The sequence below is a fragment of the Paenibacillus oryzisoli genome (assembly GCF_050467285.1).
Taxonomy (GTDB): Bacteria; Bacillota; Bacilli; order Paenibacillales; family NBRC-103111; genus Paenibacillus_E; species Paenibacillus_E oryzisoli_A.
In genome coordinates this window covers 237,961-263,934 of the sequence record NZ_JBCMUN010000011.1, presented here as the reverse complement: position 1 = coordinate 263,934, position 25,974 = coordinate 237,961, and the positions used below count along the sequence as shown (strand labels likewise).

Here is a 25,974-nt window from a genome sequence, read left to right as displayed (position 1 = left end):
AAAGTTTGCTGAATTGTGGCTGAAAATGACGAAAAACCCCCATCTTCTCGGAGAAAGCAGGGGGAGGGGGCATATCACCCCCGCTTGACGATATTAAAATTGTCCTCCAGCAGCAGCCAGTTCTGCGGAAATTTGAGGCCCAGCTTCCAGTAACTGATGCCGCGCAGGCCGAGCTCTTGAATGAGCCGGAATTTTGCTTGAATGGACCGTGCATCCTCCGACCACACTGCATGCTCCTTGCCGTTATCATCCCAATAGTTAAAATGCGGCGCTTGCGCAGTATAGTCGTACAAGATTTGCGCGTTGAACTTGCGCGCGAGATCAATCGTCGCTTGCGGCGAGATGGCTTTGGCGTAGGCGCCCCCTGGAACAAAAGGGAGTGTCCAGTCGTAGCCGTACAGATTTTGCCCCATCATGATTTTGGAAGCAGGCATTTCGCTCATCGCATATTCGAGCACCTTGCGCACAGGGCCAATGGGGGAAACCGCCATCGGAGGGCCGCCGCTGTAGCCCCATTCGTACGTCATAATCACGACAAAATCCGCAATCTGCCCATGCGCTTTATAATCGTGCGCTTCGTACCATTGACCGGCCTGTGTGGCGCTCGTCTTGGGTGCCAGAGCGGTGGACATCAAGTTGCCGTCCTGGTGGATCATCGTAGCAGCTTTGCGCAGGAAGCGGTTGTATGCCTCGCGGTCGGCGGGGAGCAGGTGCTCGATATCAAAATGAATATCCTTAAAACCATGCTGCTTCGCTGTGGACTGAATCGTCTGCAGCAGCTTATCCTGAACGGTCATATCGTTCAAAAAAATATGCCCGAGATCGGCGCTGAACTGGTCGTTCTCGAGATTGGCGACGACCATCATCAGCGTGGCGCCGTTATTCTCGGCGATTTCCCGCAGCCCGTTCAGCGGGGGGGCCTTGAGCGTGCCGTCCCGTTGGATGCGGAACGTAAAAGGGGCCAGATACGTCAGATGCGGAGCCGCCTCTCTGGACGCTTGCAGGAGCACGGGCGATACTTCGTCGCCCCTTGGTTCGACGTACGCGTTAGATTCCGCTTTAGGGCGGGGGTGCGGCGGGATGTAGAGCCGGAAGCCGGCCGAGAGCGACTGATAATCGGTGAGCCCGTTGACAGAAGCGAGCGTGTGCAGATCGAGCCCGAGCTTGTGAGCAATTGCGTAGAGCCCTTCGCCGGGCTGCACCCAGTAATACGAGCCGACGATCGGAATGACAAGTGCCTGTCCGATGACGAGCGACTGACTCGGCGTCAGCTCATTGGCCGAGGCGATCTCGTCTACGGAGCTGCCGTAAATTTGCGCAATGCGGTAAAGCGTTTGTCCGCGCTGGACAACGTGAATTTGCATGTGCGGGTTCCTCCTAGTTGCAACAGATCAGGGTCCTGTGAGCCCATTTTTCTACACTGTATTCGGGCCGGAGGCGATGGGTGAATGTCTAGGAAAATAAACCGTGCTGGCGGAGGAGCCGCAGCGGAAGGGGCAGAAGGGAGAGGGCTGCTCACCGCTTAACGGCTCAGCCCGAACACGCGAAAAATCCCGCCCAGCGAAAGGCTGAGACGGGATTTGGAAAGGTACGTTTTTGCTTCAGGGGAAAGCCCCTTACGCGTTCGTCAAATACTGATTCACCGTCGCCTTGATCAGCTCGAGGCGGCCGGATTGGTTCTTGATCGGGCCGTTGTTCGCCAGCGCGTAAGCTTCAAGGGACTTGAAGTCCGCTTTGCCTGCGACGATGTCGGCACCGATGCCGATCTTGAAGGAACCGTAGCGTGTGTCGAGGATATTGTCGAACACATTATCTTCGATCAGCTTCGCAGCCACTTGCAGACCGCGGGCAAAAGCGTCCATCCCTGCGATGTGCGCATACACAACGTCGATTGGCTCGAAGGAAGTACGGCGCACTTTAGCGTCAAAGTTCACGCCGCCGCTTCCGATGCCATTTTCGTTCAGTAAGATTTCGTACATCGCCATTGTCGTCGCGTACAGATCTGTCGGGAACTCGTCGGTATCCCAGCCGAGCAGCAGATCGCCTTGGTTGGCGTCGATGGAGCCGAGGATGCCGTTCAGACGTGCAACGCGGAGCTCGTGCTCGAACGTGTGGCCCGCCAGCGTCGCGTGGTTCGCTTCCAGGTTCAATTTGAAGTAAGGAAGCAGGTCGTATTTTTGCAGGAAAGAAAGCGTCGTAGCCGCATCAAAATCATACTGGTGCTTGGATGGCTCTTTCGGCTTCGGTTCGATCAGGAATTGGCCGGTAAAGCCGATCTCCTTCGCATAAGCAACCGCCATGTGCAGGAAGCGCGCCAGGTTGTCGAGCTCAAGGCCCATGTCCGTGTTGAGCAGCGTTTCGTAGCCTTCACGGCCGCCCCAGAAAACGTAGTTTTCGGCGCCGAGTTCTTTGGCGTGGTCGAGCGCTTTTTTCACTTGTGCCGCCGCATACGCAAAAACTTCCGCATTGTTCGTCGTCGCCGCACCGTGTACAAAGCGAGGGTTGGTGAACATGTTCGCTGTGTTCCACAGCAGTTTTTTACCGGTGGAGGCCATTTTGTCTTTAATGAGAGCGACGATTTCGTCGAGGTTGGCATTTGTTTCTTGCAGCGTGCTGCCTTCCGGTGCGATGTCGCGGTCATGGAACGCGAAGTACTCGACGCCGAGGATGTTCAGCAGCTCGAAGCACGCTTCGACGCGGGCTTTTGCCAGCTCCATACCATCGTATTGGTCCCAAGCACGGATGTTGGTGCCGGCACCGAACGGGTCAGAACCGTTAGCCGAGAATGAATGCCAATAAGCGACGGCGAAGCGCAGGTGTTCTTTCATCGTTTTGCCTAGCACGACTTGATCCGGGTTGTAGAATTTAAAAGAAAGCGGATTCACAGATGTCGGACCTTCATACTGAATCGGTTGAACGTTATCAAAATAGCTCATGTGACAGCCTCCATAAGATAGGATAGTAATGCCTGATGGAGTCATCATACCACCAAACGAAAAGTTTGTAAATTCATTAAACAAACTTAGTCCGTGCGTCACACACTTTTTTCTGATAGAATCAGATGCATAGTCGAAATTTGACACAAATGGTACGGCAGGAGGATTTATGAAGCAGACAGGCGACTTGAATCTGGTGAAAAAAATCAATAAAACGATCGTGCTGAACCACATCCGCACGGACTCTCCCATCTCGCGGGCGCGGATCGCGGAGGTGACGGGGTTGACGAAGGCGACGGTGTCGAGCCTGGTGAATGAACTGCTGGCGAGCAGCCTCGTGGAGGAGATCGGCGCGGGCGAGTCGAGCGGCGGGCGGAAGCCGATGATGCTGCTTTTTAAAGGGACGGCGGGGTACGCGATCGGGGTCGATTTGGGCGTGCACGATATACTGGCCGTGCTGACGGATTTGAACGGCGCGATTGTGCGGGAGCTGCGCGTGCAGCATGATAATGCATCGGTGGAAGCCGTGAGCGCTCAATTGAAAGCGGTGATTCGCGAACTGGTTGATGGTGCGCCGCAGAGTGTCTACGGCGTTATCGGGATCGGCCTCGGCGTGCCGGGCATTTGCGATGAGGAAGGGCGGCTGCTGTTCGCGCCGAATCTGGGTTGGGAGAACGTGCCGCTACAGGCCGAGCTGGAGGCGGAGTTCGGGCTTCCCGTTACGATCGATAATGAGGCGAATGCCGGCGCTGTCGGAGAAAAACAGTTCGGCGCAGGCAAGGACACGGCACATCTCGTCTATGTGTCGATCGGCATGGGGATCGGCGCCGGGATGATTATTCGCGGGGAGTTGTACCGTGGGGCAACGGGGTTCTCGGGCGAGATCGGGCATATCTCGATCCAACATGACGGGCCACAGTGCCGCTGCGGCAGTTTGGGCTGCTGGGAGCTGTACGCCTCGGAGCAGGCGCTGCTCGAGCAGGCGCGGGCTGAGCTTGGGGAGACAGCGTCGGCAGATCTGGACGGGCTGCTTGCGCGGGCGGCGGATGGCGAGGCGGCGGTGATTCGGCTTTTTGAGCGGCTGGGTTACTACCTGGGGGTCGGCGTCGTCAATATCATCAACGCGTACAACCCTTCTTATATTATCCTTGGCGGCCGCCTGGCCAAAGGGGAAAAATGGCTCATGAAGCCTCTGCTGGAGGCGGTCGAGCGGCGTTCGCTGCCGCATCCGCGAGCAGGACTTCGCGTGGAATTCTCGGGGCTTGGCGACCGTTCGACGGTGCTCGGGGCGGCGTCTTTTGCGGTGGCAAAGTTTTTTGCCTCGACGACGGTGACGCTGGATTCCTGAAAATTCCATGAAAATTTTCATTGACCTGACCATTGGTCGTTTTGTAAAATGGGAAGAGTTTGAAAGAAAAAGGACGGGAACCAACGATGCTTCTTCGTACGCTTGTAGTTTGCTGCTATCTTATGGGAGCTTATTGGGCATCCTATCACTTCCCATCACTGAAGATGGTGTTTTACCCGACGCTGGGCGCATTTAGTTTTCTGTTCATGCATCGCGTGCACAATATTAAAGAGATTCGCCTCATCACCTTGGGCGCTTTGATCGCAGTGACGATGGGCAGTCTACTGTACGCGATCAGTCACGGGGCGATTTCGTTTTTCTTGACTGCGCTGGTGACGATCTCGCTGATTCAATTTTTCAAATGGAATGCGGCGCCGATCCTGGCGGTTTCATTTATCCCCTTCTTTGCTCACCCCGTCTCAATGTGGGTGCTGCCGATTGCGGTAGGCGTGTCGCTGTGCGGCCTGATGCTGTCCATGTGGCTGATTGGCAAAGTGGAGCGCTCTGGCTGGTACGTATCTGCTACGCAGGCGCTGACGTCTGTACGCGGCGGTTACAAGTCTGTACAGAAGGAATTATAGGATTGTGGAAAAAGCGATCAGCCTTCGGCTGACGCTTTTTATTATGCCGGAATGCGGCTGGCCTCACGGCTCAAAGCTCAGTCTGACTAGCGGTGATAGCTGAAGGGCACGATGTGCGAACTGGAAAACCTCCAGCTCATTCGGCCCCGAATGGGAAAATGGTGAGGCTGAACTGGAAAACATCCAGTTTATTCAGAGGGAATGCGCTGAAATCAGGCGATGCGGCCTGCATGGACGGGAGAATTTCCAGTTGAGGCATGCCAGCTGCGGGAAAATGGCAAAATGAGATGGAGAAATTCCATCTCGTGTTGTAGCAAGCTAGTCGCGCGGCCGGCCGGGCTGCATGTTGAAAGAAGGAGGGACGCAGGTTATGATGAGGCTGCATAAAGGAGAAACCCTGTTTCGCCAAGGGGAAACAGGGCCGCTGTACAAGCTGGAATCCGGCTTGCTCAAAATCGTGCGCATCCAGGAAGACGGGAACACGCATCTGGTGAATCTGATCGTGCCTGGGGAGACGATTCCCCACCACTCGCTGATCTCGCCGGGGGCGTATCACGGCACGGCTATCGCGCTCGTCGCGTGCGACATCCAATTGCTCCCCGCTGCGCAGTGGTACGCCGACCTGGAGGGCGATCCTGCGCAGTACCGCGCGATCGCACGGCAGCTGCAGGACAAGTTGCGCATGATGCAGCAGCGCATCGACCAGCTCACCGCCGTTGCCCCGGCCGTAAAGCTGGAGAAGCTCGAGGGCTGGTTCCGCCAGTACATCGGGGATCTGAAGCTGACCGATGTGCTGACGCAGGAAGAGATCGGTCAGTTCATCGGTCTGCGCCGGGAGACGGTGAACCGCTTGCTGCGCGAGAGCGGGAGGAAGTAGCGTAATCGTAACCGGAGGCGCAGCACGAGTACGTCAACGAACAAGCAAGCTAGTTAACCCCAGTGTTTCCCCTCTCGTAGAGTGCAATTTCATGCCTAACTTTGGCGGCAATGGAGTCGGCAGGCGCTCAAAACTGCGATTATGCAGGAATTTCAGCTCAACTTCTTCGGTTGCGAGAAATGCCTGCGGTTTGGCAGGTTTTTATCCCGATTGGGGCCAGAATGGCTTGGAAGTAGGAAAAAGCCTGCTTATCCGCAGGCATTTCCTTCATTTGGCTAAAAAAGCGAAAAATTCCTGCCGCTTCGCAGGAATTTTTCGAACAGGCTTCTATTTACGAAAGCAATCGTGCTACAAAGTACCTTTCGGGCCAAAAAACTCATACCGGCGATCCGCTTCCGGCACGCCCCACTCCGTCAGCGCGGCGTTCACTGCTTGCATGAACGGCACCGGGCCGCAGAAGTAGAAGCTGCCGTCCCGTCCAGGGACAAGGCTTTGAATCCAAGGCAGGTCGATATAGCCTTCTTTGTCAAAAGCGCCTGCCGCACGATCCTCTTCCGTAGGCTGGGCATAGCACCATGCCACTTTCACCTGCGGATTCGCCGCCGCGACGGCTTCCACCTCAGCGCGTAGTGCGTGATGCTGGCCATCCAGTGCCGCGTGGAGGAACGTTACCGTACGCTCAGGCTGCTTCGCAACCAGCGTGTGCAGCATACTCACCATCGGCGTCAGCCCCACCCCGCCGCTGATTAGCGTCACAGGACGTGTGTCTTGCAGATCCAACGTAAAATCCCCCGCTGGCGCGGACAACTCCACGACATCGCCTTCTTGCAATTGCTCGTGCAAGTAGACAGACACCTTGCCCGCTGGTACGTCATCACGGGTATCTTCCCGTTTCACGGAAATACGGTAGAACGATTGTCCTGGCGCATGCGATAAGCTGTATTGACGAATGTGCGTATTTGTTTCACCTGGGATTTGAAAGCGCAGGGAAACATATTGTCCCGGCTCAAAATCCGCGATCGGCCCGCCATCCTGCGGCCGCAAGTAGAAGGACGTGATCACGTCGCTTTCCTGCTCTTTGAGCGAGATCACGAACGGACGGAAGTCCGCCCAGCCCCCCGGCGCTTCTGCCGCTTCCTTGTACATTTCCGCTTCAACGCCGATAAAAGCCCCCGCAATCACACCATAAGCATCTGCCCATGCACCAAGAATTTCGTCTGTCGCGGCGTCGCCGAGGACATCTTTGATCGCCCCAAGAAGGTTCTCACCAACGATAGGATAATGCTCAGGCTTAATCCCTAAGCTGCGGTGTTTATGAGCAATCTGCTTCACCGCCGGCAGGATAGCCTCTAATCGATCGATATGCAGCGCCGCGGCATAGACGGCATTGGCGAGAGCGGTTTGCTGACGTCCTTGTTTTTGATTAGCGTGGTTAAATATATGAAGCAGTTCCGGATGAGCGGCAAACAATCGTTGGTAAAAGCGTTTTGTAATCGTCTCGCCATGTACTTCCAACACCGGAACGGTGGATTTGATAATGCGGATCGTTTCTTCGGATAACATGTAAATCGCCTCGTTTCATTGGGTTTGGTTCATGGTTTCAGTATACCGAACCCGGGCGTCACACTTTGTGATTAAAATCACACGAAATCGGAACAAACTGTGACTGTGCCGCAAGCCGCCCACCTAGTATACTGGGACTATTAGGAAAAAAGGGGAGGCTTCGTATGCCAGACTGGTCGTATCATTCGCTATTTAAGCCGCTGCTATTCCGGCTTCCGGGCAGACTGGCGAGGGATCTTACGCTGCAGGCGATCGGGGGCCTCAGTCGTATTCCCGGTGGGACAATTGTCATCCGCACGATGGGGCATATGGAGATGTCTCCGCTCATGGCGAGCGAGCTTGCGGGCGTTCCGCTAGCTTGTCCGGTCGGTCTCAGCGGCATGCTCGACCCCAAAGGTACAGCCCACCGAGCGCTCGCGCAGTTCGGGTTCGGCTACATCGAGCTCGGACCTGTGACGGTCCGGCCTGTGGTGAGCACCGCGCCCATCGAGCGCGCGGTGGAGGAAGAAGCCATCGTGTACCCCGATGGCTATGAAAACCCCGGCGCAGACGCGGTCGCCTCCCGTCTGCGCAAAGGCACCGGGCATCGCCTGCCGCACTTCGTGCGGCTCCGGCCGATGCCGGGGAGCTCGCCGCAGGCGGCGCTGGAAGAGCAGCGGGAGCTGCTCTCCAAGCTGGCGCCCTATGCGGCGGGGTTTTTCGTGGATGGCCTCGCCGAAGGCTGGCCATCCGACGAAACCGCGGCGTACCTGAAAGAGGTACGCCGCCTAACGAGCACCGCCGCCCCCGGCAAGCCGGTGCTGCTCTATCTCCCGCAGCCGACCTCGCTAGAGGAGCTGCGGCACTACGACGACACCGTGCGCAGCTTCGACGGTGTCGTCCTGGGCGACGCGCAGCGCGAGCTCGGCTCGCGGCGCGTGCGCATCAATGGCTCCGCGGCGCTGAGCGCGGAGCTCCATACAATCCGAGCGCTGCGCCAAGCGCTCGGCCCCCGCCCCGCCATCGTCGCCGGCACCGCCGTGCACGAGCCGCAGGACGCCGTGGCGCTGCTCGAAGCGGGCACGAGCACCGTCCTGCTGCACAGCGGCCTGGTCTACGCGGGGCCGGGGCTGCCCAAGCGAATCAACGAAGCGATCGTGCACAGCCGCATCACTTCACCTAACACGTGCGCCGGTCAGCCGCAGTTCCATTTTCCCCCGCCCCCGTCCTTCTGGGCGAACTGGGGCTGGATGTGCCTGCTCGGCCTCGGCATGATCATCGGCGGCATCCTGGCGTGGCTGATCGCAATGACCAGCGTGCTGCTTCCGTACGATGAGCTATTTTTAAACAAATCGCGAAGCGAGATCCTCCATTTTAACGGACATCTCCTTCATTTCATGTCCCATGATCGGATTACCTTGGCCGGTACCATGATCTCGATCGGCGTCTTTTATCATCAACTGGCGAAGCATGGCTTGCGCTATGGCTTTCATTGGGCGCGGACAGCGGTCATTTCATCTTGTGTCGTGGGTTTCAGCAGTTTCTTTCTCTATCTCGGCTACGGCTATTTCGATCCGCTTCATGCAATCGCTGCCGCGATCTTACTGCCGATGCTGCTCCTCACCCTGCGAGGCTTAAAAGATCTTCCCTCCCGCAAACCGCCCGGCGTCCGCAACGATTCCGTGTGGCTGAGGGCGCAATGGGGGCAATGCTGCTGGGTTGTGATGGGCTTCGGCTTAGGCATCGGCGGTCTAACGATCTGCTTCGTCGGAATTACGAGTGTGTTCGTTTCCACCGATCTAACGTATCTAGGCCTGACGAGCGCTGAGCTTGCCGCCTGGAGCGATAAAGTCATTCCGCTGATTGCGCATGACCGCGCAGGCTTTGGCGGCGCCTTGTTCTCGCTGGCGGTAGCCATCACAGCATCGGCACTTTGGGGCGTGAATCAAGGCGAAGGCTGGCTATGGCACACGTTCCTGTGGGGAGGCATCCCCGGTTTTGCCTCGGGCTTGCTTGTTCATTTTCATATTGGCTATACGGATTTCGTCCATCTCTTGCCGGTCTATGCGGCGCTCCTTCTTTACATAGCCGGTTTGTACTTAACCTATCCTTATTTGGTCGGCAGACACAAAAATCCCGAGAGCCTATAGCCCTCGGGATTTCTATTATACGGTCCGCAAATTTAGAAGCTTTTCGCCACATCCTGCGCATGCTTGATCGCATCGGCTTTGATCTGTTCCTTTTTATCCGGGAACTGGTTATGCCCTTCGACAAAGACGCCCTGCACGTCCGTAATGCCGAAAAAGCCCATAATAATCGTGATATATCGATGACCGGACTCCATCGCGGCCGCAGGGCCTTCGGAGTAGATACCGCCGCGGGCCTGCACGTGCAGCGCTTTTTTGCCGGAAAGAAGGCCGACAGGGCCGGACTCGGTGTATTTGAACGTTTTGCCGGCCACGCAGAGCGCGTCCAGATACGCCTTCATCACAGGCGGGAACGAGAAGTTCCACATCGGCGTTACGAACACGTATTTATCCGCGGCGGCAAATTGTTCCACGAGCTCATTGATTCGGCTGACTTTAGAGCTCTCCTCAGCTGTCAGGGACGAAAAATCCTGCCCACTGCGCAGCTTGCCCCACCCACTGAATACGTCGGCGTCAATATGAGGGACGGACACGCTGTAAAGATCAATCGGAACGACTTCGTCGCTCGGGTGCGCTTCGCGGTAAGCGTCGATAAAAGCTTTGCCGACGGCCATACTATAAGAAGTCGTGTGGTCGTGCGGATGCGCGGTAATATACAGAACAGTTGCCAAGGTCATCGTCCTTCCGGGTTAGAATAGTAGAATTACTCTACTAATGTTCATTAAACCCGTCTTAAATATGCTGGTAAAAGAGGGCTGTGCCCCATGCAAATTCATGCTATTTTGTAAACGGTCATGCATTGAGCCTAAGCGGTTTTTGCGATATGATGGTAGACGGTCAATCTTTGCAGAACGGACGAGCCCAGGGCTCTTAAGATAATGCAATCATTTTAGATAAAGCGAGTGATGATAATGACGACGAATCCCCAAGCGTTAGGCTACCGCATGCCAGCCGAATGGACTGCGCATGAACGTACTTTTATTTCCTGGCCGGTGCAGGCTTCCATGGTATATCCGGAGGATCACGTGGCGGTGTCACAGGGCTATGCAGAGCTTGTGAAGGCCATCGCGGAATTTGAGCCAGTAACGGTGATTGTGAACCCTGCGGATGCCGCGGCGGTAAAAGATTTGGTGGGCGAGGCGGGCGACGTCTCTTACCTGGAAATTCCGCATAACGATGCGTGGTTCCGTGACAATGGCCCGACGTTCCTGCTTAATGAAGCCGAGGAAATTGCGGCAGTAAATTGGAAATTTAACGCCTGGGGCGGCAAATACGCGCCTTGGGATCTGGACGACAACGTCGCTCCGCAAATTACGGAGACGTATGGGGTTCGCCGTTTTGATGCTCCGCTCGTGATGGAAGGTGGCTCCATTCACGTCGATGGCGAAGGTACGCTGCTAACGACCGAAGAGTGCCTGCTGAATACGAACCGCAATCCGGAGCTGAGTCGGGAGCAAATTGAAGCGCATGTGCGCGAATTTGTGAACGTGGATAAAATCATCTGGCTGAACAAAGGCCTCGACGGTGACGAAACGGACGGCCATGTGGACAATATCGCGTGCTTCGCGGCGCCGGGCAAAATCATTTTGCAAGTGTGCAACGATCCTTCGGACGCCAACTATGCGATTACACAGGAGAATCTGGAGATTCTCCGGGGCGCGACGGACGCTAAAGGGCGTTCCTTTGAAATTATCCAAATCGAGCAGCCGCCGATTGCTTTCTTTGAAGAGCAGCGGCTCACGCTGAGCTATTTGAACTTTTATTTTGTGAACGGCGGCATTATTCTGCCGGTGTTTGGCGGCGCGGCGGAAGAGACCGACCGCAGGGCAATCGACGTACTGCAAGCGGCGTTCCCGGATCGCCGGATTCGCACGATTGATGGAATGGCGATTATCAAAGAAGGCGGCAACGTGCACTGCGCGACGCAGCAAATGCCGGCCAGCAAGAAAGGATGATTGAGGCATGAGAAACGTAACTGTAGCAGCAACGCAAATGAGCTGTTCCGATAATATTGAAGAGAACATCCGCAAAGCGGAGAAGCTGGTCCGCGAGGCGGCCGCGAAGGGCGCACAAGTGATTTTGATTCAAGAGCTTTTTGAAACGCCATATTTCTGCCAAAAAGAAAAATCCGACTACTACCGCTACGCGACGGAGCTTGAGAATAACAAGGCGGTCGCGCATTTCCGCGAGATTGCGAAGGAGCTTCAAGTGGTGCTGCCGATTTCTTTTTATGAAAAAAAGAACTACGCGCGCTACAACTCGCTTGCCGTGATCGACGCCGATGGCTCGGTGCTTGGTCTGTACCGCAAAAGCCACATCCCGGACGGTCCGGGGTATGAGGAGAAGTTTTATTTTAACCCGGGGGATACGGGATTCAAGGTGTGGAAAACTCGCTATGCCAAAATCGGCGTCGGCGTATGCTGGGACCAGTGGTACCCGGAAGCGGCGCGCTGCATGGCGTTGATGGGGGCGGAGCTGCTGTTCTACCCGACAGCGATCGGCTCGGAGCCGCAGGACGGCTCGATCGATTCCAAGGATCACTGGCAAATGTGCATGCGCGGCCACGCGGCGCAAAACCTGATCCCGGTGATCGCGTCGAACCGGATCGGCAAAGAGGAAGATGAGGATTCCTCCATCAACTTCTACGGTTCTTCGTTTATTGCGGGCCCGCAGGGCAATCTGATTGAAGAAGCGGGGCGCGAGGAGGAGACGGTGCTCGTGGCGTCGTTCGACCTCGATCAGCTGGAAGTGCAGCGGATCGAGTGGGGCATTTTCCGCGACCGTCGTCCGGACCTGTACGGGGCGATTGCGACATACGACGGCGAGCGGAGGCTGTAAGACAGCCTATCGCTGCCATCCCCTACTCGCGACGGCAATACGCCGACACGCACATCACGGAAGAAAGCCAACGAGAATTCGTAGGCTTTCTTTTTTTACTCTTTTAGCATGGGAATGGAAAAATATAGTACACTGGGGGTGGAGGAGGTGGCGCGGATATGCTCAAATTTCTCATTTCGTTGGTGTGTTTTTTTATAGGAAGTTTTCTGGTAATGCGTATGTTCAGTTGGTGGGCGAAGACAACGTGGAAGCGGGATATGTATGTGGCTGGTCTGCAAGCGGTCTTGTTTACGGCGATTTTGCTTGTGGTGTCGCAGCCTAGCGGAAGTAACAACTTGAGTGAATACATGCACTTAACGAATGCAATCTCAACAAATCTGAACGAATTAAATCAAGAGCCGGGGATTACACGAATGGGAGTGGCGGGAAATGGAAACGAACGTCTGATTAAAGTAGGGATTGGGTGGGACCACGACAAGGTAACGGAAGCGAGAATGAAGGAGCTCATCGATCGGGTGTTAAGTCATGCGGCAGCTTCCTACGGGGAGCGGGATTGGCAGCAGTCGTTTTTGACATATACGTTGAAGATTGAGGAAATCGTGGATACCATGGGCGGTGACGGCAAAGTAATGGCCGAGAAACCGGCGGGGACGACTGAGCTTGTGTGGAGCAATTCCTTTCGATAGGCTGTACATACGTTAGCATTTAATTTAGCGGGAAAGAGGGCAAGCCCGATGGCCAAATGGGATAACATGCTGTCCATGCTGTGGATGCTGCGATCGGGCAGGAAGCTGACCGCCGCGCATATCGCGGACAGTTTGGAGATCAGTGTCCGGACTGTGTACCGGTATATCGACGCCTTATGCGCCAGCGGTGTGCCGGTGGTCGCGGAATCGGGGCATGACGGCGGCATCCGAATCCTTGAGAGCTTCAAGGAGACGCCGCTGTTCTTCAACACGATCGAGCTGAAGGCGTTGGCGGATGCATTTAAATTTGCACAAGGCGCGGGCTATCCGTATACGGAGGAGCTGGAAAGCGCGTTGAAAAAGGTGGAGAACGGGCTGCAGGAAGAGCAGCGCGACGACCTGTCCCGCCAGACGAGCGGGCTGGATGTGATTGCGCCTGCGCGGCCGCCCTCTGTCGTTCCGCTACTGCGTGATCTGGAACAGGCGGAGAAGGAGGGCCGAACGGTTCGCATCGCCTATCGCAAGGCGAATGCCGAGCAGAGCGACGAACGCGACATCGATCCGTACGGGCTGGCTTACGACCGCAACGAATGGTATGCGGTCGCTTGGTGCCATCGGACGCAGGCGGTGCGGACGTTCCGCGTAGATCGCATCGCGCGGCTGACGCCGGTGGATGCGCGGTTTGCCAAGCCGGAGGGCTTCTCCGCCTCCGCGTATTTTCGCCAGCAGTCCGAGCAGGGACGGGAGGCGGCGGGTCCGCTTGCGCTCATCCGCATTGAGGGTGAGCCTGACACGCTGAACGCCGTTTGTGCCCATTGGCATCTGCGTAACTATTTGAAGGAACGGACGGACCGGGAGGCGCAGTTTCTCCTCGACGTGCCGACGATGGACAAGTACCTTCCTGTGTATTTGCTCACGTTCGGCACAGCCATTCGCATTCGTGAACCAGAGGAACTGAAGCGCCGCGTTCAGGAAATGGCTCGCGGAATCGCGGCACATTACGAAGACGATAGGCATTAAAACTTCACTGACAGCGTTTGTCAGCGAACCTGGTCTATGCTAGAGACAAGGCTGAACAGTCAAACGATGAATACAAGAAAGGTGAGGTTATTCCATGTTACAACAACAACCATATCGCATGTACGATTATCATGTTTGGGCGAACGACCAGTTATTCGCTCATCTGGCACAGTTACCGGAGGAAGTCTTCCATGCGGAAGTGACAAGTGTATTCTCCTCCGTAGCGCAGACGCTTACACATATCTACCGTTTCGAAAAGCTCTTTATGGCCGTGCTCGCGGAAGTGCCGAACGAAGAGATTTATGCGAAGATGCCGGGCTGGGCGGAGGAAGCGCAGAACAAATCCGTGAATGAAATGCGGCAATTGTTCGCAGACCTCGCGGAACAGTTTCGCGATCTGCTGCGCCGGACGCCCGATCCGGATAAGATGATGACCATCTATCATCCGCATTACGGCAGCATGGACATGCAGTTCTCCGAGATTCTGCGGCATGTGGTCAATCACGGCACGTATCACCGGGGCAATGTGACCGCCATGCTGAGGCAGCAGGGGTATGCCGGCGTTCCGACGGATTATATGTTTTATATGGCTGATTACTTGTTCCCTAACACATCCACTCTCGCCTGAAATCCCTCTATAACTTCTGTCGGTATTTCTCTGACCCTTATATCTTCACCTAAGAAAAGCAGCCAATTTGTGATTTCAGCCAATTCATCCGCACGATGAACATGAATGAACGCTTTTAAAATAGCCGTAGTTTGATAAGGATTCGTGTAGGAAATTGTGATTTTTAATGGATGGTACTTTTTGAACTGAGCTATCGCCTTGGGACCAAGTTCGAGGACCAGGTTGATGGCTTTTTCCTGTCTGCTTAGTTCTGAAATCTTCTTCTTGCTTATTCTTTTTTTCTCAGGGTATGGTTTGACATCGGTAAGATAGTCGACTGGAATAATCCGTCTCTTCTCCTCCCCTAGGTCGAAGGCTTCCATTTGCCAAGAGCTTTTTTCCCGATAGAGGTGCATGAGATAGATGGGATAAGACTTAACTTCTCTTCCTTCTTCGACGGAAACGAGCAAGTAGCGGTCTACAAGAAGGAGTTGGATGAATTGTTCTAACATCGGATGGGGCAAATCTGATAGATCAAGCAGGTCAGGATTGTGGGGATTGGTCCCTTCGAAGAGCAAGATTTGATTTAACAGCACAAGATCATCTTGCTGGTTTTGAGAGATGAGACCGAGCAATTTTTCCGCTAATGAATGGCGACTCTTGAGATAAGGGAGTTGTAGATTTCGTGTGGCCATGAAGGCGATAAAAAGAGCCTTGATCTCATTATCGGTAAAGCGGACAGTGGGCAAGACGGAGTTTTTCATCACAAAATAACCCCCGTCCCTCCCGACCTCGGCAACAAGAGGCATTCCCATCGCTTCAATTTCCCTGATATCTCTGATCGCCGTCGAACGGGAGATGTTAAACTCTTGCATGATTTCCGTAATGGTAAAATGGGCGCGGTTGTTGATATACCGCATGATGATATTAATCCGTTCTACTTTTTTCATAGGGTCCTCGAAACAGTATCATTTTTTGACATGATTTAGGTTTATTATAAACTCATCAAGTTGAAAAACAAAATGACTTGATCACATCAAAAAATCAAAGGAGAAATGGATATGAATACGATGACCGATCATGCAAAAATTGAAAAAGGTGGAACCCGCCCCATTGGAAGGATAGCCGCTTACTGGACCGTCACCATCATTCTCGCAATCTCGATTACATTAAGCGGGATCGGGCAATTGCTTCGATATGGCGGCAATGTGGATCTAGTAACGCATATTGGATTCCCGTTATATGTCACGAATATTCTCGGAGCTTGGAAGCTGCTTGGCGTCATTGCAATCGTCATGCCAGAGTTCCCCAGGCTGAAGGAATGGGCTTATAGCGGTATCTTTTTCCTAATGACGGGTGCGGCTCTGTCTCATATGTTCGCTCATGATTATGGCGATGGTGGATTCAACCTACTTCTTCCGCTGTTCTATGCCGCGCTTAGCATCGCCTCCTGGGCGCTGCGTCCGAAAAGCCGCAAACTCTAATGGGAGCACAATGCGGTCGCCTTTTAAACAGTATCATATTTTGATATGATTTATGGTTATGATGAATCTATGAAGTGAATCAATATATCAATTAACAAAGGAGCTTGAATGATGGCAACCTATACTTTTGAGGAAAAAGACAGCTTTATTGTTCTTGGGATTGGAACGGAGCTGAAGAGCGATTACACGGATTATGCCGGTATCAACAAGGAGAAGGAAAACTTCTGGAGGTCTGTGGAGCAGGATGGACGGCTCGACACGTTAAAGGCCATTGCTGCGAACGACTACATCTTTGCTGTAAATGAAGCGGTCAATCACAAGATGATGTATTATGCTGGCGTCATGACAGATTCATCGGTACCGGAAGAACACAGAGTGATCCAATTCCCTAAGGGACAATATCTCATCGTGAAAGGTGAGGGGCGGACGGCTGATGAGTTGAGCAGTGTGCTTACGGGCATTGCCTTTGGTCAAGTGTTGCCGGCAGCTGATCGTTACGCCTATGTTGGCGGGCCCAATGCAACGGTTGAGATGGGACAGCGAGACGGCTCTGTATATGGTGAAATGTGGGTTCCGGTTGTGGAGAAGTAACAAAATTAGCTAGCAGGAGGAATATGGCATGTCCTTAATCGTTGATTTTAAAAATGTATCTATGGTTGGTCTGGAATCCTCGCCAGTAGCAGAAACGCTGGCTGGTCTGCGCGCGAATGAAGCCCGTTATTTTATGAACAAATATAAGCACGAATTTACGGTCGTACCCGCCAGTGAAAGCCAGAAGACGCTTGATTATGTGAATCGGGTTTTGAAGGAAGAACGTGGTATTGCGTTTGCGGCTCAGCCTTTGGAAACATCGCGTTTTCAGGTAGAAAATATTAAATGGGCCTTCGTCTTTTATGAGGATGGTCTAGCGGTAAACGTCTTGTATACGGTGGATGATCCTAAGAAGCGGGCCGTAGGGTTTAAGCTATCTGAAGGGATGGAAGTACCTAAGGAATTGGAAGAGAAGAAGTTCAAATTTGCAAGACAGAAGTCCAAGCTGGCTGGGACCATTCGAGGTTCGTTCTTCGTTATTAAAGGAGAATATTGAAGCAATTAACGTCCCTTAGCCTGCATCTGGCTTGGTGAATCTAGCTTAAGTATGACACCCAATTGGGTGTCTTTTATTTTGCTATTAAATTCGCCAATTGAGTGATAGGGAGAACTGTATCATAAGTGACGGCGAAATTTTTCGCATGAACCGCTTGCTGGGCGCGGAAGGCTTCACCCCGAGAGGCAGGGTAGGTGATAGGCTTAATGTTTCCTTAAAAAAATGATGGCAATATTAATCAAAGTGCTAATTATGAATGCTAACAAATAAATGATCCAAAAGATAAGTATATTTAATGCATCGGTGTAAACAAAAAAGGAAACTAAAGACGCAATAACAAATAAAATAAATCCCAATCCAATAGATTGTAGGAGTAACACTTTTCGATTCTTGAGCTTCCTGCCTCTTAAAACCACAAATAATATAGAAACAACAAGCGCTACGACTAACATAGTGAAATCTACGATAGCTTCTAGATCAATTAGAAACGCCCCCCCATTAAAATGTTACATAAGTATAACATATTCTCAGCCCGATCCAATCCTTTTCCGAGCAATTGTGCTAGATCCATCAACAAAGGGTGAGGGCATTATTTTCATTCATAGAAAAAGTATAAATTTAGCCTCCTTCTCTACAATATTAGCCATCTCACCCTATTCTAGTCTGGAGCGCATTCCTTGAACCCGGCTTCGACAGTTCGTAGATACACAAACCGCCTCAACCCTAGATCTGTAAGGGATGGGGCGGTTCGGGGATGATTTGTGCTCAGCGCTTCGCCGCGTTCAATGCCACTAGTCTTCGTATGCTATTGATCTTACCAAGCCGGTACCTGCTCGCTGGAAACCGATCCCGGCGTTGCGAGGGTGTTGCTGGGAGATTTGCGCAAATTAATGCTGCCATCTAGAGGGTAAAGATATTGAATCCCATCGTTTTCATGAATATCGCTTGGCAGATAGGAAGCGGTGCTGATTGGATTCCCATCTGCATCCGCTATCGAGATGGTTCGTGCGGACGAGTTAGACATACCGTTATCGATGTACTGGTATACCTGCGAGGCTGTTAACGCGGTTCCGTAATTCTGATTAAAATCGTTCAGAGTCGCGCTCACGCTTGATTGATGAACCCAGATGACAAAAGTGCCTTTTGCTGGAATCGTTTTGTTGGAGGCGATCTCCCAATTCCATTGTGAGGATTCTGTCTTGTAGATAACGTTATAACCTTCCAAATTGATCGGCGAATCGGTTGTGTTATACAACTCGATAAATTCGAAAGCATCCGGTGTACCGGAAGTGCCATTCTCTTTCAAAGAATCGGGAGTTATTTCGGTAATCAATAGTTTCGGTACCGTATCCAAGCGCCATATGCTATCGATCGGGTATTTACCGTCAGCTTTAAACCTGGATGTGCCCGATTCGAATACAATTCCCATGCTATGGCCTGATGTCGTAATCCCCTCAGCCAGAGGCGGTACACTCAACACTGCGGTTTGGGCGTTGCTATCCAAAAACCAGACCGGCACGGAACTGCTATTGATGGTGACATGGGTATCGGCGGGATTGGATAAAAAATGAGTATAAGAAAAGATAAGGGAATCTGTGTGTCTTCCTCCTTTCACTTGGGTTAAAACGATACGATGATCCGAAACAATGGCAGCACCTTGGATGTTGTCCGTAGTCGAAAGAATATAATCGGGTGTTACCGGAGTATTCTCGTCCACTAATTTCCCCGAAGGAATCCGATCGGTTTGGGGATCCAAAATAAACCCAGTCATCCAGGCGGATTGAACCGTTCCATCCGTTGCCGTTAACGTATGGGATGCATTTGTCGGATAGTCGGTGCCGCTATGAAATTCACCCGACCACAACACGCCATTATCATAAGTAGCATAGGAGGATCTTGTGCCGGTGGCAAATTTGTCTTGGATATGGATAGGTGAGCCGTCGGAAACGTCAATAAGATCCTGAAGAGGTATCCGATACAAGTAGCCGTCTGAAGAAATCCATACATTGGACGCGCTTACGGTCACACCGCCAGCATGGCCGGGGTAGGGTCTGCCGTCGGAGAAATAGATGGACATAGCTTTAACCTTTTGCCCGGTGGAAGCATCTACGACTGACAACATACTGGGCTTCCCGTCTTGACGGTAGGCAGATATTAAATACCAGTCTTCCGAGGATACATAACCAATTCCTTGCGGAACAAAATTTTGGGCTAAACCCGGTATATAACCGACCGGGGTTGCTTCGTTGAACCAACGGCCATATTCTGGAAAACTCCCTGTCTGCGGGGGAACGTACGACTCTTGCGTAATGCTTTCCAATTTCGGCGCGCAGGTAACGATGTCGGATTTCAGAGACTCTTGCCCCGAGGCGTCCACCGATGAAACCTGAAAAGCATAAGCCATGTCATCTTCCAACCCGGATACACTGGCAGTGTGTTGGCTCACCGGGACCGACGAGTGGTATACGCCGTTCACATAAATAGAATAGGAAGCAATCCCTGCCCCGGTTATTGGGGTCCATGACAAAGCAACCTGATTTGTGCCGGGGGACGCTTGTAACCCAGTCGGAACATGCTGGGCTGCCGGTACCTGACCGTTATCTAACGAACCCGGTGTACCCAATGAACTGTTATCTGTTTTTCTCATGACGTTACTTCCGTCGTTGGGAAATCGATAAACAATTCCTTTGTTTTCGTGTACGTCGGCCGGCACATAACTGGCCGTGCTAATGGCCATGCCGCTGGAATTGGCTATGGAGATTGTTCTCGCACTGTCATTGGCCATTCCGTCGTCATAAATCATATACACTTGAGACGAGGTTAAGGTCGTGCCATAGTTTTGGTTAAAGTCGTTCAATGTTGCGGTGCCGTCTGCTTTATGAATCCAAATTACCATTGTACTTTTGGCATTGATCGTTATGTTTGCCGAAATGGGCCATGATTCTTGCGAATTTTCCTTTTGATAAACGATTTTATGGTTTTGCAAAAGGATTGGAAAATCCGTTGTGTTATATAACTCAATGTATTCAAAGGCATCCGGCGCACCCGAAGTTCCGTCAACTTTTAATGAGTCAGGAGTGATTTCGGTAATCAGTAAGGGTGGTAAAACAGGCGGAACTTGTTGTTCTTGGGCGACTCCGGGGGATGCATTCGTGTTATTCGATATTTTCCGCATAACGCTTCCGCCATCAAGAGGGAATGCATACATGATTCCTTTGTTTTCATGGACGTCGGTTGGTGTATAGCTGGCAGAGCTAAGGGTCGTGTGGTTCGGATCGGCTATGAACAATGTCCGACTTTGTGAATTTGACATCCCGTCATCGATATAACGGAAAATCTGGGATGGCGATAATGAGACTCCGAAATTGCGATTGAAGTCCGCCAAACTTGCGCTAGCTACGGAACTGATCCAGACCACAAGCGTGTCGTTTGGCTGTATGATCATATCGGCGTTAATCGGGTGGGTTTCTAGGTTCGAGGACCATTGATAGATAACTTCGTAATTCTTGAGATTGATTGCCGTGTTTGTCGAATTATAGAGTTCGATAAATTCGAATGCGTCCGGTGAACCGGAGGTTATATCCAGTGTTCGTGTATCCGGTGTAATCTCGGTGATCATGATATCGGGAACGGATATGGATGCCGCATAGGCGGTGCTATTTCCGCCGCTCGAAAACAGAAACAGACCTAGACAAACAAGCAATGCACTGGCAAACAGGAATGTAGTTCTCAGAATTGTCACACTCATCACCCTTTTCTTGTAAAATATATTTCCGGCAGGCGCCTATCACCCCATCCTCTAAAAGTCCGATCACCCCCTTCAATTAGTGAAAATTCTAGGATGTAATCAGCAGCCAATCAATGCCAATAATTTAGCAGGAATGTAGAAAGATTTAGCGCTGGTTGTTTTTCTTGACGTTTGACATTACGGAAACCTATACTTATGCCATTCCAGATGAGATGAGGGGATCCTGAAAGGAGGTTGACCGTTGTTGAGATTGGACAAGCTTTTCAAACGCTTCCATAAATCGCGGTCGCTAAAGACGAAAATGCTGATGTTATTGGTGGCAATGTCGATCATTCCCATTCTGGTTGTCAGCTACTGTTCGCAATATTTGATGTTTCGCTCGGCGACAAACCAGAGCTTGCTGCTTTCCCAGCAAATTGTGAACCTGCTGGCGAACGAACTTGATCAACGAATTTCCAACATCGACCAGTCGTTAAATCCGCTAAACATCGACCTCGATTTCCAAAAATATTTGAACGTGCCTAATGAGGATACGGTTTCTCAATTGCGGTATTTAAGAAACTTTCGCGGGTTTTTCGAAAAAATGACACAGTCCAATGCCAATATTTCCGGAATCCTGTACCTGGATAAGCGCGGCAAAGTGTTCTATGAAACGACTCACAATGAAATCGTTAATATGCAATACCAATTCGATCAAGACCCCACCTATCGCAGACTGCTCACGATGACCGATACGGCGCTTTTACCGCCTCATCCTAGCAAATATATTGAGAACGGCGGCGTGGAAACGATATCGCTGGTAAAGCCCGTATTTAATTTTGACACCCATGCATTCGATGCTTGGATCATCGTACAACTGGACCCGCAGCAGTTGTTTTCGAACATCGAGCAATCGGACTTTGGCCAATATGGAGAAGTTGTTATGTATCATGCCGCAACAGGAGAACGAATCGAATTGACGAAGGGGAGCGATTCTCATCCAATTTCCGCATCTGTTCTGGCGTCTGCCGCTTCCGGAGGGATGAAGACGTATGTGGCTGATCAGGAAAATCGCAGTTATCAAGTGGCGAGCAGGCTGATGTCGATTGATGGCTGGACGATGGTAGGCATCGCCCCGCTGGATGTGATGGTCAAGGGAACGGAACAGACGAAGCAATTTACGCTGATTATTGCCCTTTCCCTGTTAATGATATCGTTTGCTGCCGCCATCTATTTTGTGCAATTGATTCTCAAGCCGTTGGAAAGGCTAAAATCATCAATCGTCAGGCTCGGCATACAAAAATGGACAACGAAAGTCCCGCCTGCTTCTGTCGGAGAAATTGACTTTCTGATTGGCTCGTACAACGCCATGCTCGATAATTTGGAGCATATGGAGGAAACGGTGCAGAAGACGGAAATGCGGGAAAAGGAAAAAGAACTATTGCAGTTGCAAGCCCATATCAATCCGCATTTTTTGTTTAACACCCTGGAGACGATCGGGGCATTCGCCTTCCAGCACGAAGGTGAAAAAGCGGAAGAAATGGTTCAACTGATGGCCCGTATGATGCGCTACAATATTCGCTCAGATAGCGGCTGGTCGTCGCTCGAAGAGGAGCTCGGCAATATCAGGGATCTCCTCAAGATCCACTATTATCGCACGCAAATGAACATGGAAGCGGAAATGGATATTGACGATGCCGCATTAAGTGAACAGATCATGAAGCTCAGCATCCAGCCATTTGTGGAAAATGCGCTGAAATACGCTGGAAACTCCTTTACCAAAGGGGCGCTTTTCCGTATAGCAATCAAGATCCGATTTGACGCCGACCGCTTGGTCATCGAAATTCGCGACAACGGAAAAGGGATGCCTCCCGAAGTGCGCAATAAATACGAGAAGCTAATTCGTTCCAAGGGTCAATATAAAGACGAATTTTTCAACAGTCATACCGGCATTCATAATGTGTTTCGCCGCTTCCTCTTGGCATATGGTGAGCATTTCGGCATGGAGATCAGAAGCAACGAGCACGAAGGAACCCAAATCATCTTGACTGCTGAAAGGAGGAAGAACGCATGATGAAAATATGTGTTGTAGATGATGAGAAGACCGTCAGGGAAGCGATCGTGCGCAAGCTGGAACGATTGAACAAGCCGATTGAGGTTTTCGATGTTGGAAGCGGTTACGAAGCGCTTGACACGATCAGACTTATCCGGCCGGAGCTGCTAATTACCGATATTATGATACCAGAGTTGTCCGGTCTGGATATGCTGGCGATGCTCAAGAAAGAAAATAATCATACGGAGATCGCCTTGATCAGCGGTTATGACGAGTTCAATTTTGCCCGCAAAGCGATTCAACACGGGGCTGTTCGTTATTTGCTGAAGCCCGTTCAGATGGAGGAACTGATTGAGTTGATTGAGCTTGTGGATTCCCGCTTGATCGACAGGTGGAAAGCTGACATGAAAGAGCGCGTGTGGGAGCTGAAGCGGCATTCTTTGTCGATCGGAGAACTTGAATCGAAGCAGATCGCAGCTTGGTTTGACGATAAAACTCCCATAGTCATTCGATGGAGCGAGCAACCCGTATCGGAAGATGCTGAGGTTGTGTTCACGTTTAACGTAAATGATCGCCATCGGGGAGAGGTGAGAACGGCTGATCCGGGGGCATCCAATGTGTTCTATGATCGCAGCGAATTCGCCTCCCGATTGCGTCGAGCGGAGGAACAATGGCAGAATGAACGTTTCTTTGGCGAAAGAAGGCAACCTGCTGCTGCAGACGGAAGCGATTATGAGAAAAGGCTCCTTCGCCAGATGCAGAAGCTGCATGATCAAATGCTGAAGGACGCAAAGGGAATGCATTCCGATGATCTGCATGAACATTTAGAGCAATGGTTTTTGTCGGCCGAACCGTTACACTCTTCCAAACTGAAGAAGCAATGCGCTTATTTGATAGCGGCGCTGGACAATGTGATGACCTCAAGCAAGGAGGTAAGCGTCGTTACGGAGGAACAGGTCATGCACTGGTTAGAATGGGTCGGCGGCTTTGCCACTTGGGAGGAGCTGAAAATCAGCATGTCCCATTTTATCGTGGACGGCCTAAAGGCGTTGCATGAATGCACGGTCGTTGCTCAAAATCTCGGATTGACCGCCCAGGTATTGAGGTTGCTTGAGCAATCATCCGATCCCCAAACAAGCCTGAATACGATCGCGGCGCAGTTGAATGTGCACCCGGTCACGATTAGCAAAACGATTCGCCAGGAGACCGGGAAAAAATTCGTCGATTTGTTGGTTGCGCGGAAAATAGAAATCGGCAAAAACCTGCTGATGCAATCGGATAAAACGGTGATTGACATTGCCCTGGAAACCGGCTATTCCGATTTTCGCTATTTCAGCAAACTTTTCAAGAAAACGTACGGTCTGACGCCCAACGAATTCCGGCAAACTAAAAAATCACCACATCAAAGCTAAAACTTTCACCCTCCCCCTTCTTGGGGTTTTTTTATACTGAATATGCAACATGCAAAATAATACAGGGGTGATGAAAAATGACGAAAAACAAACGGCTGATTTCCATTTGCTGCACGGCGCCGATGATGGCGATGCTGCTGCTCGCGGGATGTTCATCCGGAGGATCTTCCCAGGCGGAAGGGGGAGCTCCTGTATCCAGCAATTCCGGTTCTGCGGCCGCTAATACGAAAAAGCAAGAAGATGTCACGATCACGATGTGGATGCGTTGGCCGGAGTTCGCGGAGTTGAACAAACAAACTATTGCCAAATTTGAAGCAAAATATCCGCACATTCATGTTCAAAACACGGAAGTGGCGACCAGCCAGTATTTGCCCCAACTGCAGGCGGCGATTGCCGGCTCGGAATTGCCGGATATCTTCGCCAATTACTCCAGCCTGCCGCTGTATCAGCTGCACTCTCTGGATGTCGTTCACAGCTTGAACGATGTGATTGGCGATCGAAAGATCAAGTTCGAGAAGGGGATGTTCACTCCCGGCATGACGATGATTGACGGGAATATTTACGCCTTCCCGATCACATCGAACCACCGGGACGGGTATGTCATGTATTACAACAAAGATGTGCTGCAGAAGGCAGGTCTTGGCGAACAGGACATACCGAAAAACTGGGATGACTTGTTGAAGGTGGGCAAGCAGGTTGAGAAGAAGACGGACGGCAAAACTTACGGCGTTGTCATGGGCATGCAGGCACGCTGGCTTGTCAACAACATTATAGCGCATTTATCTTCGGCCATTACGCCTGAGGTTTTGCCCAATTCGCATCTAAACCCGCACACCGGGCAATATGTGTACGATACGAATGGGAACGTGGAGACGCTGCAGTTCATGAAGAAATTGTCGGATGAGAACGTGCTGCATCCCAACAGCTTGCTGATCCAGCCGCCGGAAGCAGCCACCCTGTTCAGCGGCGGCCAGGCAGCCTTTTTACTCAGCGGATTGTGGGAAATGCCGACTTTCTATCAAGCAGGATTCAAGTCCTTTGGTGTGGCTCCGATGCCGAGCAAGGACGGAAAAGCCATGTATGAAGAAGTCAACGGTGACCCGAAGTCCGCCTTATATGTCAGTAAGAATACGAAGCACTTCAACGAAGTGAAACTGTTCCTGCAATTTATGATGGATGAATATTACAAAGGTCTCGTCTCGAACGAAATCAATTACTCGCCGATTCCGGAAATCAACCAGGCTGTGGAGATCAAGGATGCGAATCTCAAGAAAGGCCTCGACATACAGGACAAATTATTCTTTTTCGCCCCTCACCCGTTCATTAAAAATCTGAATACGGTTCAAGTGAATGAGGCTATGAGCGGGAAGCTGCCGAAGGAAAAGCCCGCCGATATATTGGAAGGCTATCTGGTCGGACAAATTACAGATGTCAAGCAAGCCTTGAAAAAGATAGGCGACGCACAGAATCAGTTGCTGAAAAAGACGACTGAAGAGGTTAAAGCCAAAGGCGTTAAAGTCGATAGCTCGGATTGGCAATTTGCCGATTGGGAGCCTTTCAAATCTTATGAAGTCAAATAAAGAGAATCCCGTGCGATGCTCGAAATGCTGAGTGGAGGGGCCGTGTGCG

21 protein-coding genes are annotated in these 25,974 nt (G+C 51.8%); 15 read left to right on the top strand and 6 right to left on the bottom strand.

The features are described from left to right. Nucleotides 1–74: 74 nt before the first annotated feature. A complete protein-coding gene (locus ABE504_RS20385; protein WP_430092035.1) occupies nt 75–1,364 on the bottom strand; it encodes a LysM peptidoglycan-binding domain-containing protein in 1,290 nt (429 codons plus the stop codon). 252 nt (nt 1,365–1,616) lie between these two features. After that, the gene (gene xylA / locus ABE504_RS20380) at nt 1,617–2,936 is read right to left on the bottom strand and encodes a xylose isomerase (RefSeq protein WP_430092033.1); all 1,320 of its coding nucleotides are present in this window, start codon (nt 2,934–2,936) and stop codon (nt 1,617–1,619) included. 169 nt (nt 2,937–3,105) lie between these two features. Here xylA and ABE504_RS20375 point away from each other — a divergent pair, with 169 nt between their 5' ends. The 3 genes from ABE504_RS20375 to ABE504_RS20365 all read left to right on the top strand — a co-directional run bounded on the left by ABE504_RS20375 (nt 3,106) and on the right by ABE504_RS20365 (nt 5,742). Next, nucleotides 3,106–4,284 (top strand): ROK family protein, encoded by a 1,179-nt coding sequence (locus ABE504_RS20375; RefSeq protein ID WP_430092031.1) that lies wholly within the window; start codon nt 3,106–3,108, stop codon nt 4,282–4,284. An 86-nt stretch (nt 4,285–4,370) separates the two neighbouring features. Then, complete coding sequence (locus ABE504_RS20370) at nt 4,371–4,865, top strand: hypothetical protein (protein WP_430092030.1); 495 nt, start codon at nt 4,371–4,373, stop codon at nt 4,863–4,865. A gap of 373 nt (nt 4,866–5,238) precedes the next feature. After that, nucleotides 5,239–5,742, top strand: coding sequence for a Crp/Fnr family transcriptional regulator (locus ABE504_RS20365; RefSeq protein WP_430092122.1), 504 nt, complete (start codon nt 5,239–5,241; stop codon nt 5,740–5,742). Nucleotides 5,743–6,090: 348 nt separating this feature from the next. On the opposite strand, the gene hmpA is transcribed toward ABE504_RS20365, so the two are convergent. Next, on the bottom strand, nt 6,091–7,305 hold the full coding sequence (gene hmpA / locus ABE504_RS20360; RefSeq protein ID WP_430092028.1) for an NO-inducible flavohemoprotein: 1,215 nt from the start codon (nt 7,303–7,305) through the stop codon (nt 6,091–6,093). 164 nt (nt 7,306–7,469) lie between these two features. Between hmpA and ABE504_RS20355 the strand changes: the two genes are divergently transcribed. After that, complete coding sequence (locus ABE504_RS20355; protein WP_430092027.1) at nt 7,470–9,434, top strand: hypothetical protein; 1,965 nt, start codon at nt 7,470–7,472, stop codon at nt 9,432–9,434. Nucleotides 9,435–9,466: 32 nt separating this feature from the next. Here the strand turns inward: ABE504_RS20355 and ABE504_RS20350 are convergent, their stop codons facing one another. Then, nucleotides 9,467–10,102 carry an FMN-dependent NADH-azoreductase gene (locus tag ABE504_RS20350; protein ID WP_430092026.1) on the bottom strand — a complete coding sequence of 212 codons (636 nt, stop codon included), beginning with the start codon at nt 10,100–10,102 and terminating at the stop codon, nt 9,467–9,469. A gap of 240 nt (nt 10,103–10,342) precedes the next feature. Between ABE504_RS20350 and ABE504_RS20345 the strand changes: the two genes are divergently transcribed. The 5 genes from ABE504_RS20345 (at nt 10,343) to ABE504_RS20325 (ending at nt 14,603) form a co-directional block, all read left to right on the top strand. Next, a complete protein-coding gene (locus tag ABE504_RS20345) occupies nt 10,343–11,386 on the top strand; it encodes an agmatine deiminase family protein (protein WP_430092024.1) in 1,044 nt (347 codons plus the stop codon). Nucleotides 11,387–11,393: 7 nt separating this feature from the next. Further along, nucleotides 11,394–12,269 (top strand): N-carbamoylputrescine amidase, encoded by an 876-nt coding sequence (gene aguB / locus ABE504_RS20340; RefSeq protein WP_430092023.1) that lies wholly within the window; start codon nt 11,394–11,396, stop codon nt 12,267–12,269. Nucleotides 12,270–12,481: 212 nt separating this feature from the next. Continuing rightward, nucleotides 12,482–12,955, top strand: coding sequence for a hypothetical protein (locus tag ABE504_RS20335; RefSeq protein ID WP_430092021.1), 474 nt, complete (start codon nt 12,482–12,484; stop codon nt 12,953–12,955). Nucleotides 12,956–13,003: 48 nt separating this feature from the next. Further along, entirely contained in the window at nt 13,004–13,975 is a 972-nt protein-coding gene (locus ABE504_RS20330) for a helix-turn-helix transcriptional regulator (protein ID WP_430092019.1), read from the top strand. Nucleotides 13,976–14,069: 94 nt separating this feature from the next. After that, on the top strand, nt 14,070–14,603 hold the full coding sequence (locus ABE504_RS20325; protein ID WP_430092017.1) for a DinB family protein: 534 nt from the start codon (nt 14,070–14,072) through the stop codon (nt 14,601–14,603). On the opposite strand, the gene ABE504_RS20320 is transcribed toward ABE504_RS20325, so the two are convergent. Beyond that, entirely contained in the window at nt 14,570–15,532 is a 963-nt protein-coding gene (locus ABE504_RS20320; RefSeq protein WP_430092016.1) for a helix-turn-helix transcriptional regulator, read from the bottom strand. The genes ABE504_RS20325 and ABE504_RS20320 overlap by 34 nt on opposite strands. A 120-nt stretch (nt 15,533–15,652) precedes the next feature. Here ABE504_RS20320 and ABE504_RS20315 point away from each other — a divergent pair, with 120 nt between their 5' ends. The 3 genes from ABE504_RS20315 (at nt 15,653) to ABE504_RS20305 (ending at nt 17,153) form a co-directional block, all read left to right on the top strand. Next, the gene (locus ABE504_RS20315; protein WP_430092120.1) at nt 15,653–16,066 is read left to right on the top strand and encodes a DoxX family protein; all 414 of its coding nucleotides are present in this window, start codon (nt 15,653–15,655) and stop codon (nt 16,064–16,066) included. Between the two features lie 111 nt (nt 16,067–16,177). After that, the gene (locus ABE504_RS20310; RefSeq protein WP_430092015.1) at nt 16,178–16,657 is read left to right on the top strand and encodes a GyrI-like domain-containing protein; all 480 of its coding nucleotides are present in this window, start codon (nt 16,178–16,180) and stop codon (nt 16,655–16,657) included. Between the two features lie 28 nt (nt 16,658–16,685). Continuing rightward, nucleotides 16,686–17,153, top strand: coding sequence for a phage tail protein (locus ABE504_RS20305; RefSeq protein ID WP_430092013.1), 468 nt, complete (start codon nt 16,686–16,688; stop codon nt 17,151–17,153). Between the two features lie 814 nt (nt 17,154–17,967). Here ABE504_RS20305 and ABE504_RS20300 read toward each other — a convergent pair. After that, complete coding sequence (locus ABE504_RS20300; RefSeq protein ID WP_430092011.1) at nt 17,968–20,895, bottom strand: lamin tail domain-containing protein; 2,928 nt, start codon at nt 20,893–20,895, stop codon at nt 17,968–17,970. A 247-nt stretch (nt 20,896–21,142) separates the two neighbouring features. Here ABE504_RS20300 and ABE504_RS20295 point away from each other — a divergent pair, with 247 nt between their 5' ends. From ABE504_RS20295 to ABE504_RS20285, 3 genes are all read left to right on the top strand, one after another. Continuing rightward, nucleotides 21,143–22,954, top strand: coding sequence for a cache domain-containing sensor histidine kinase (locus ABE504_RS20295; RefSeq protein ID WP_430092009.1), 1,812 nt, complete (start codon nt 21,143–21,145; stop codon nt 22,952–22,954). Then, the gene (locus ABE504_RS20290; RefSeq protein WP_430092008.1) at nt 22,951–24,345 is read left to right on the top strand and encodes a response regulator transcription factor; all 1,395 of its coding nucleotides are present in this window, start codon (nt 22,951–22,953) and stop codon (nt 24,343–24,345) included. The genes ABE504_RS20295 and ABE504_RS20290 overlap by 4 nt, the downstream gene beginning before the upstream one ends. Nucleotides 24,346–24,422: 77 nt before the next feature. Next, the gene (locus ABE504_RS20285) at nt 24,423–25,925 is read left to right on the top strand and encodes an ABC transporter substrate-binding protein (RefSeq protein WP_430092006.1); all 1,503 of its coding nucleotides are present in this window, start codon (nt 24,423–24,425) and stop codon (nt 25,923–25,925) included. Nucleotides 25,926–25,974: the final 49 nt, after the last annotated feature.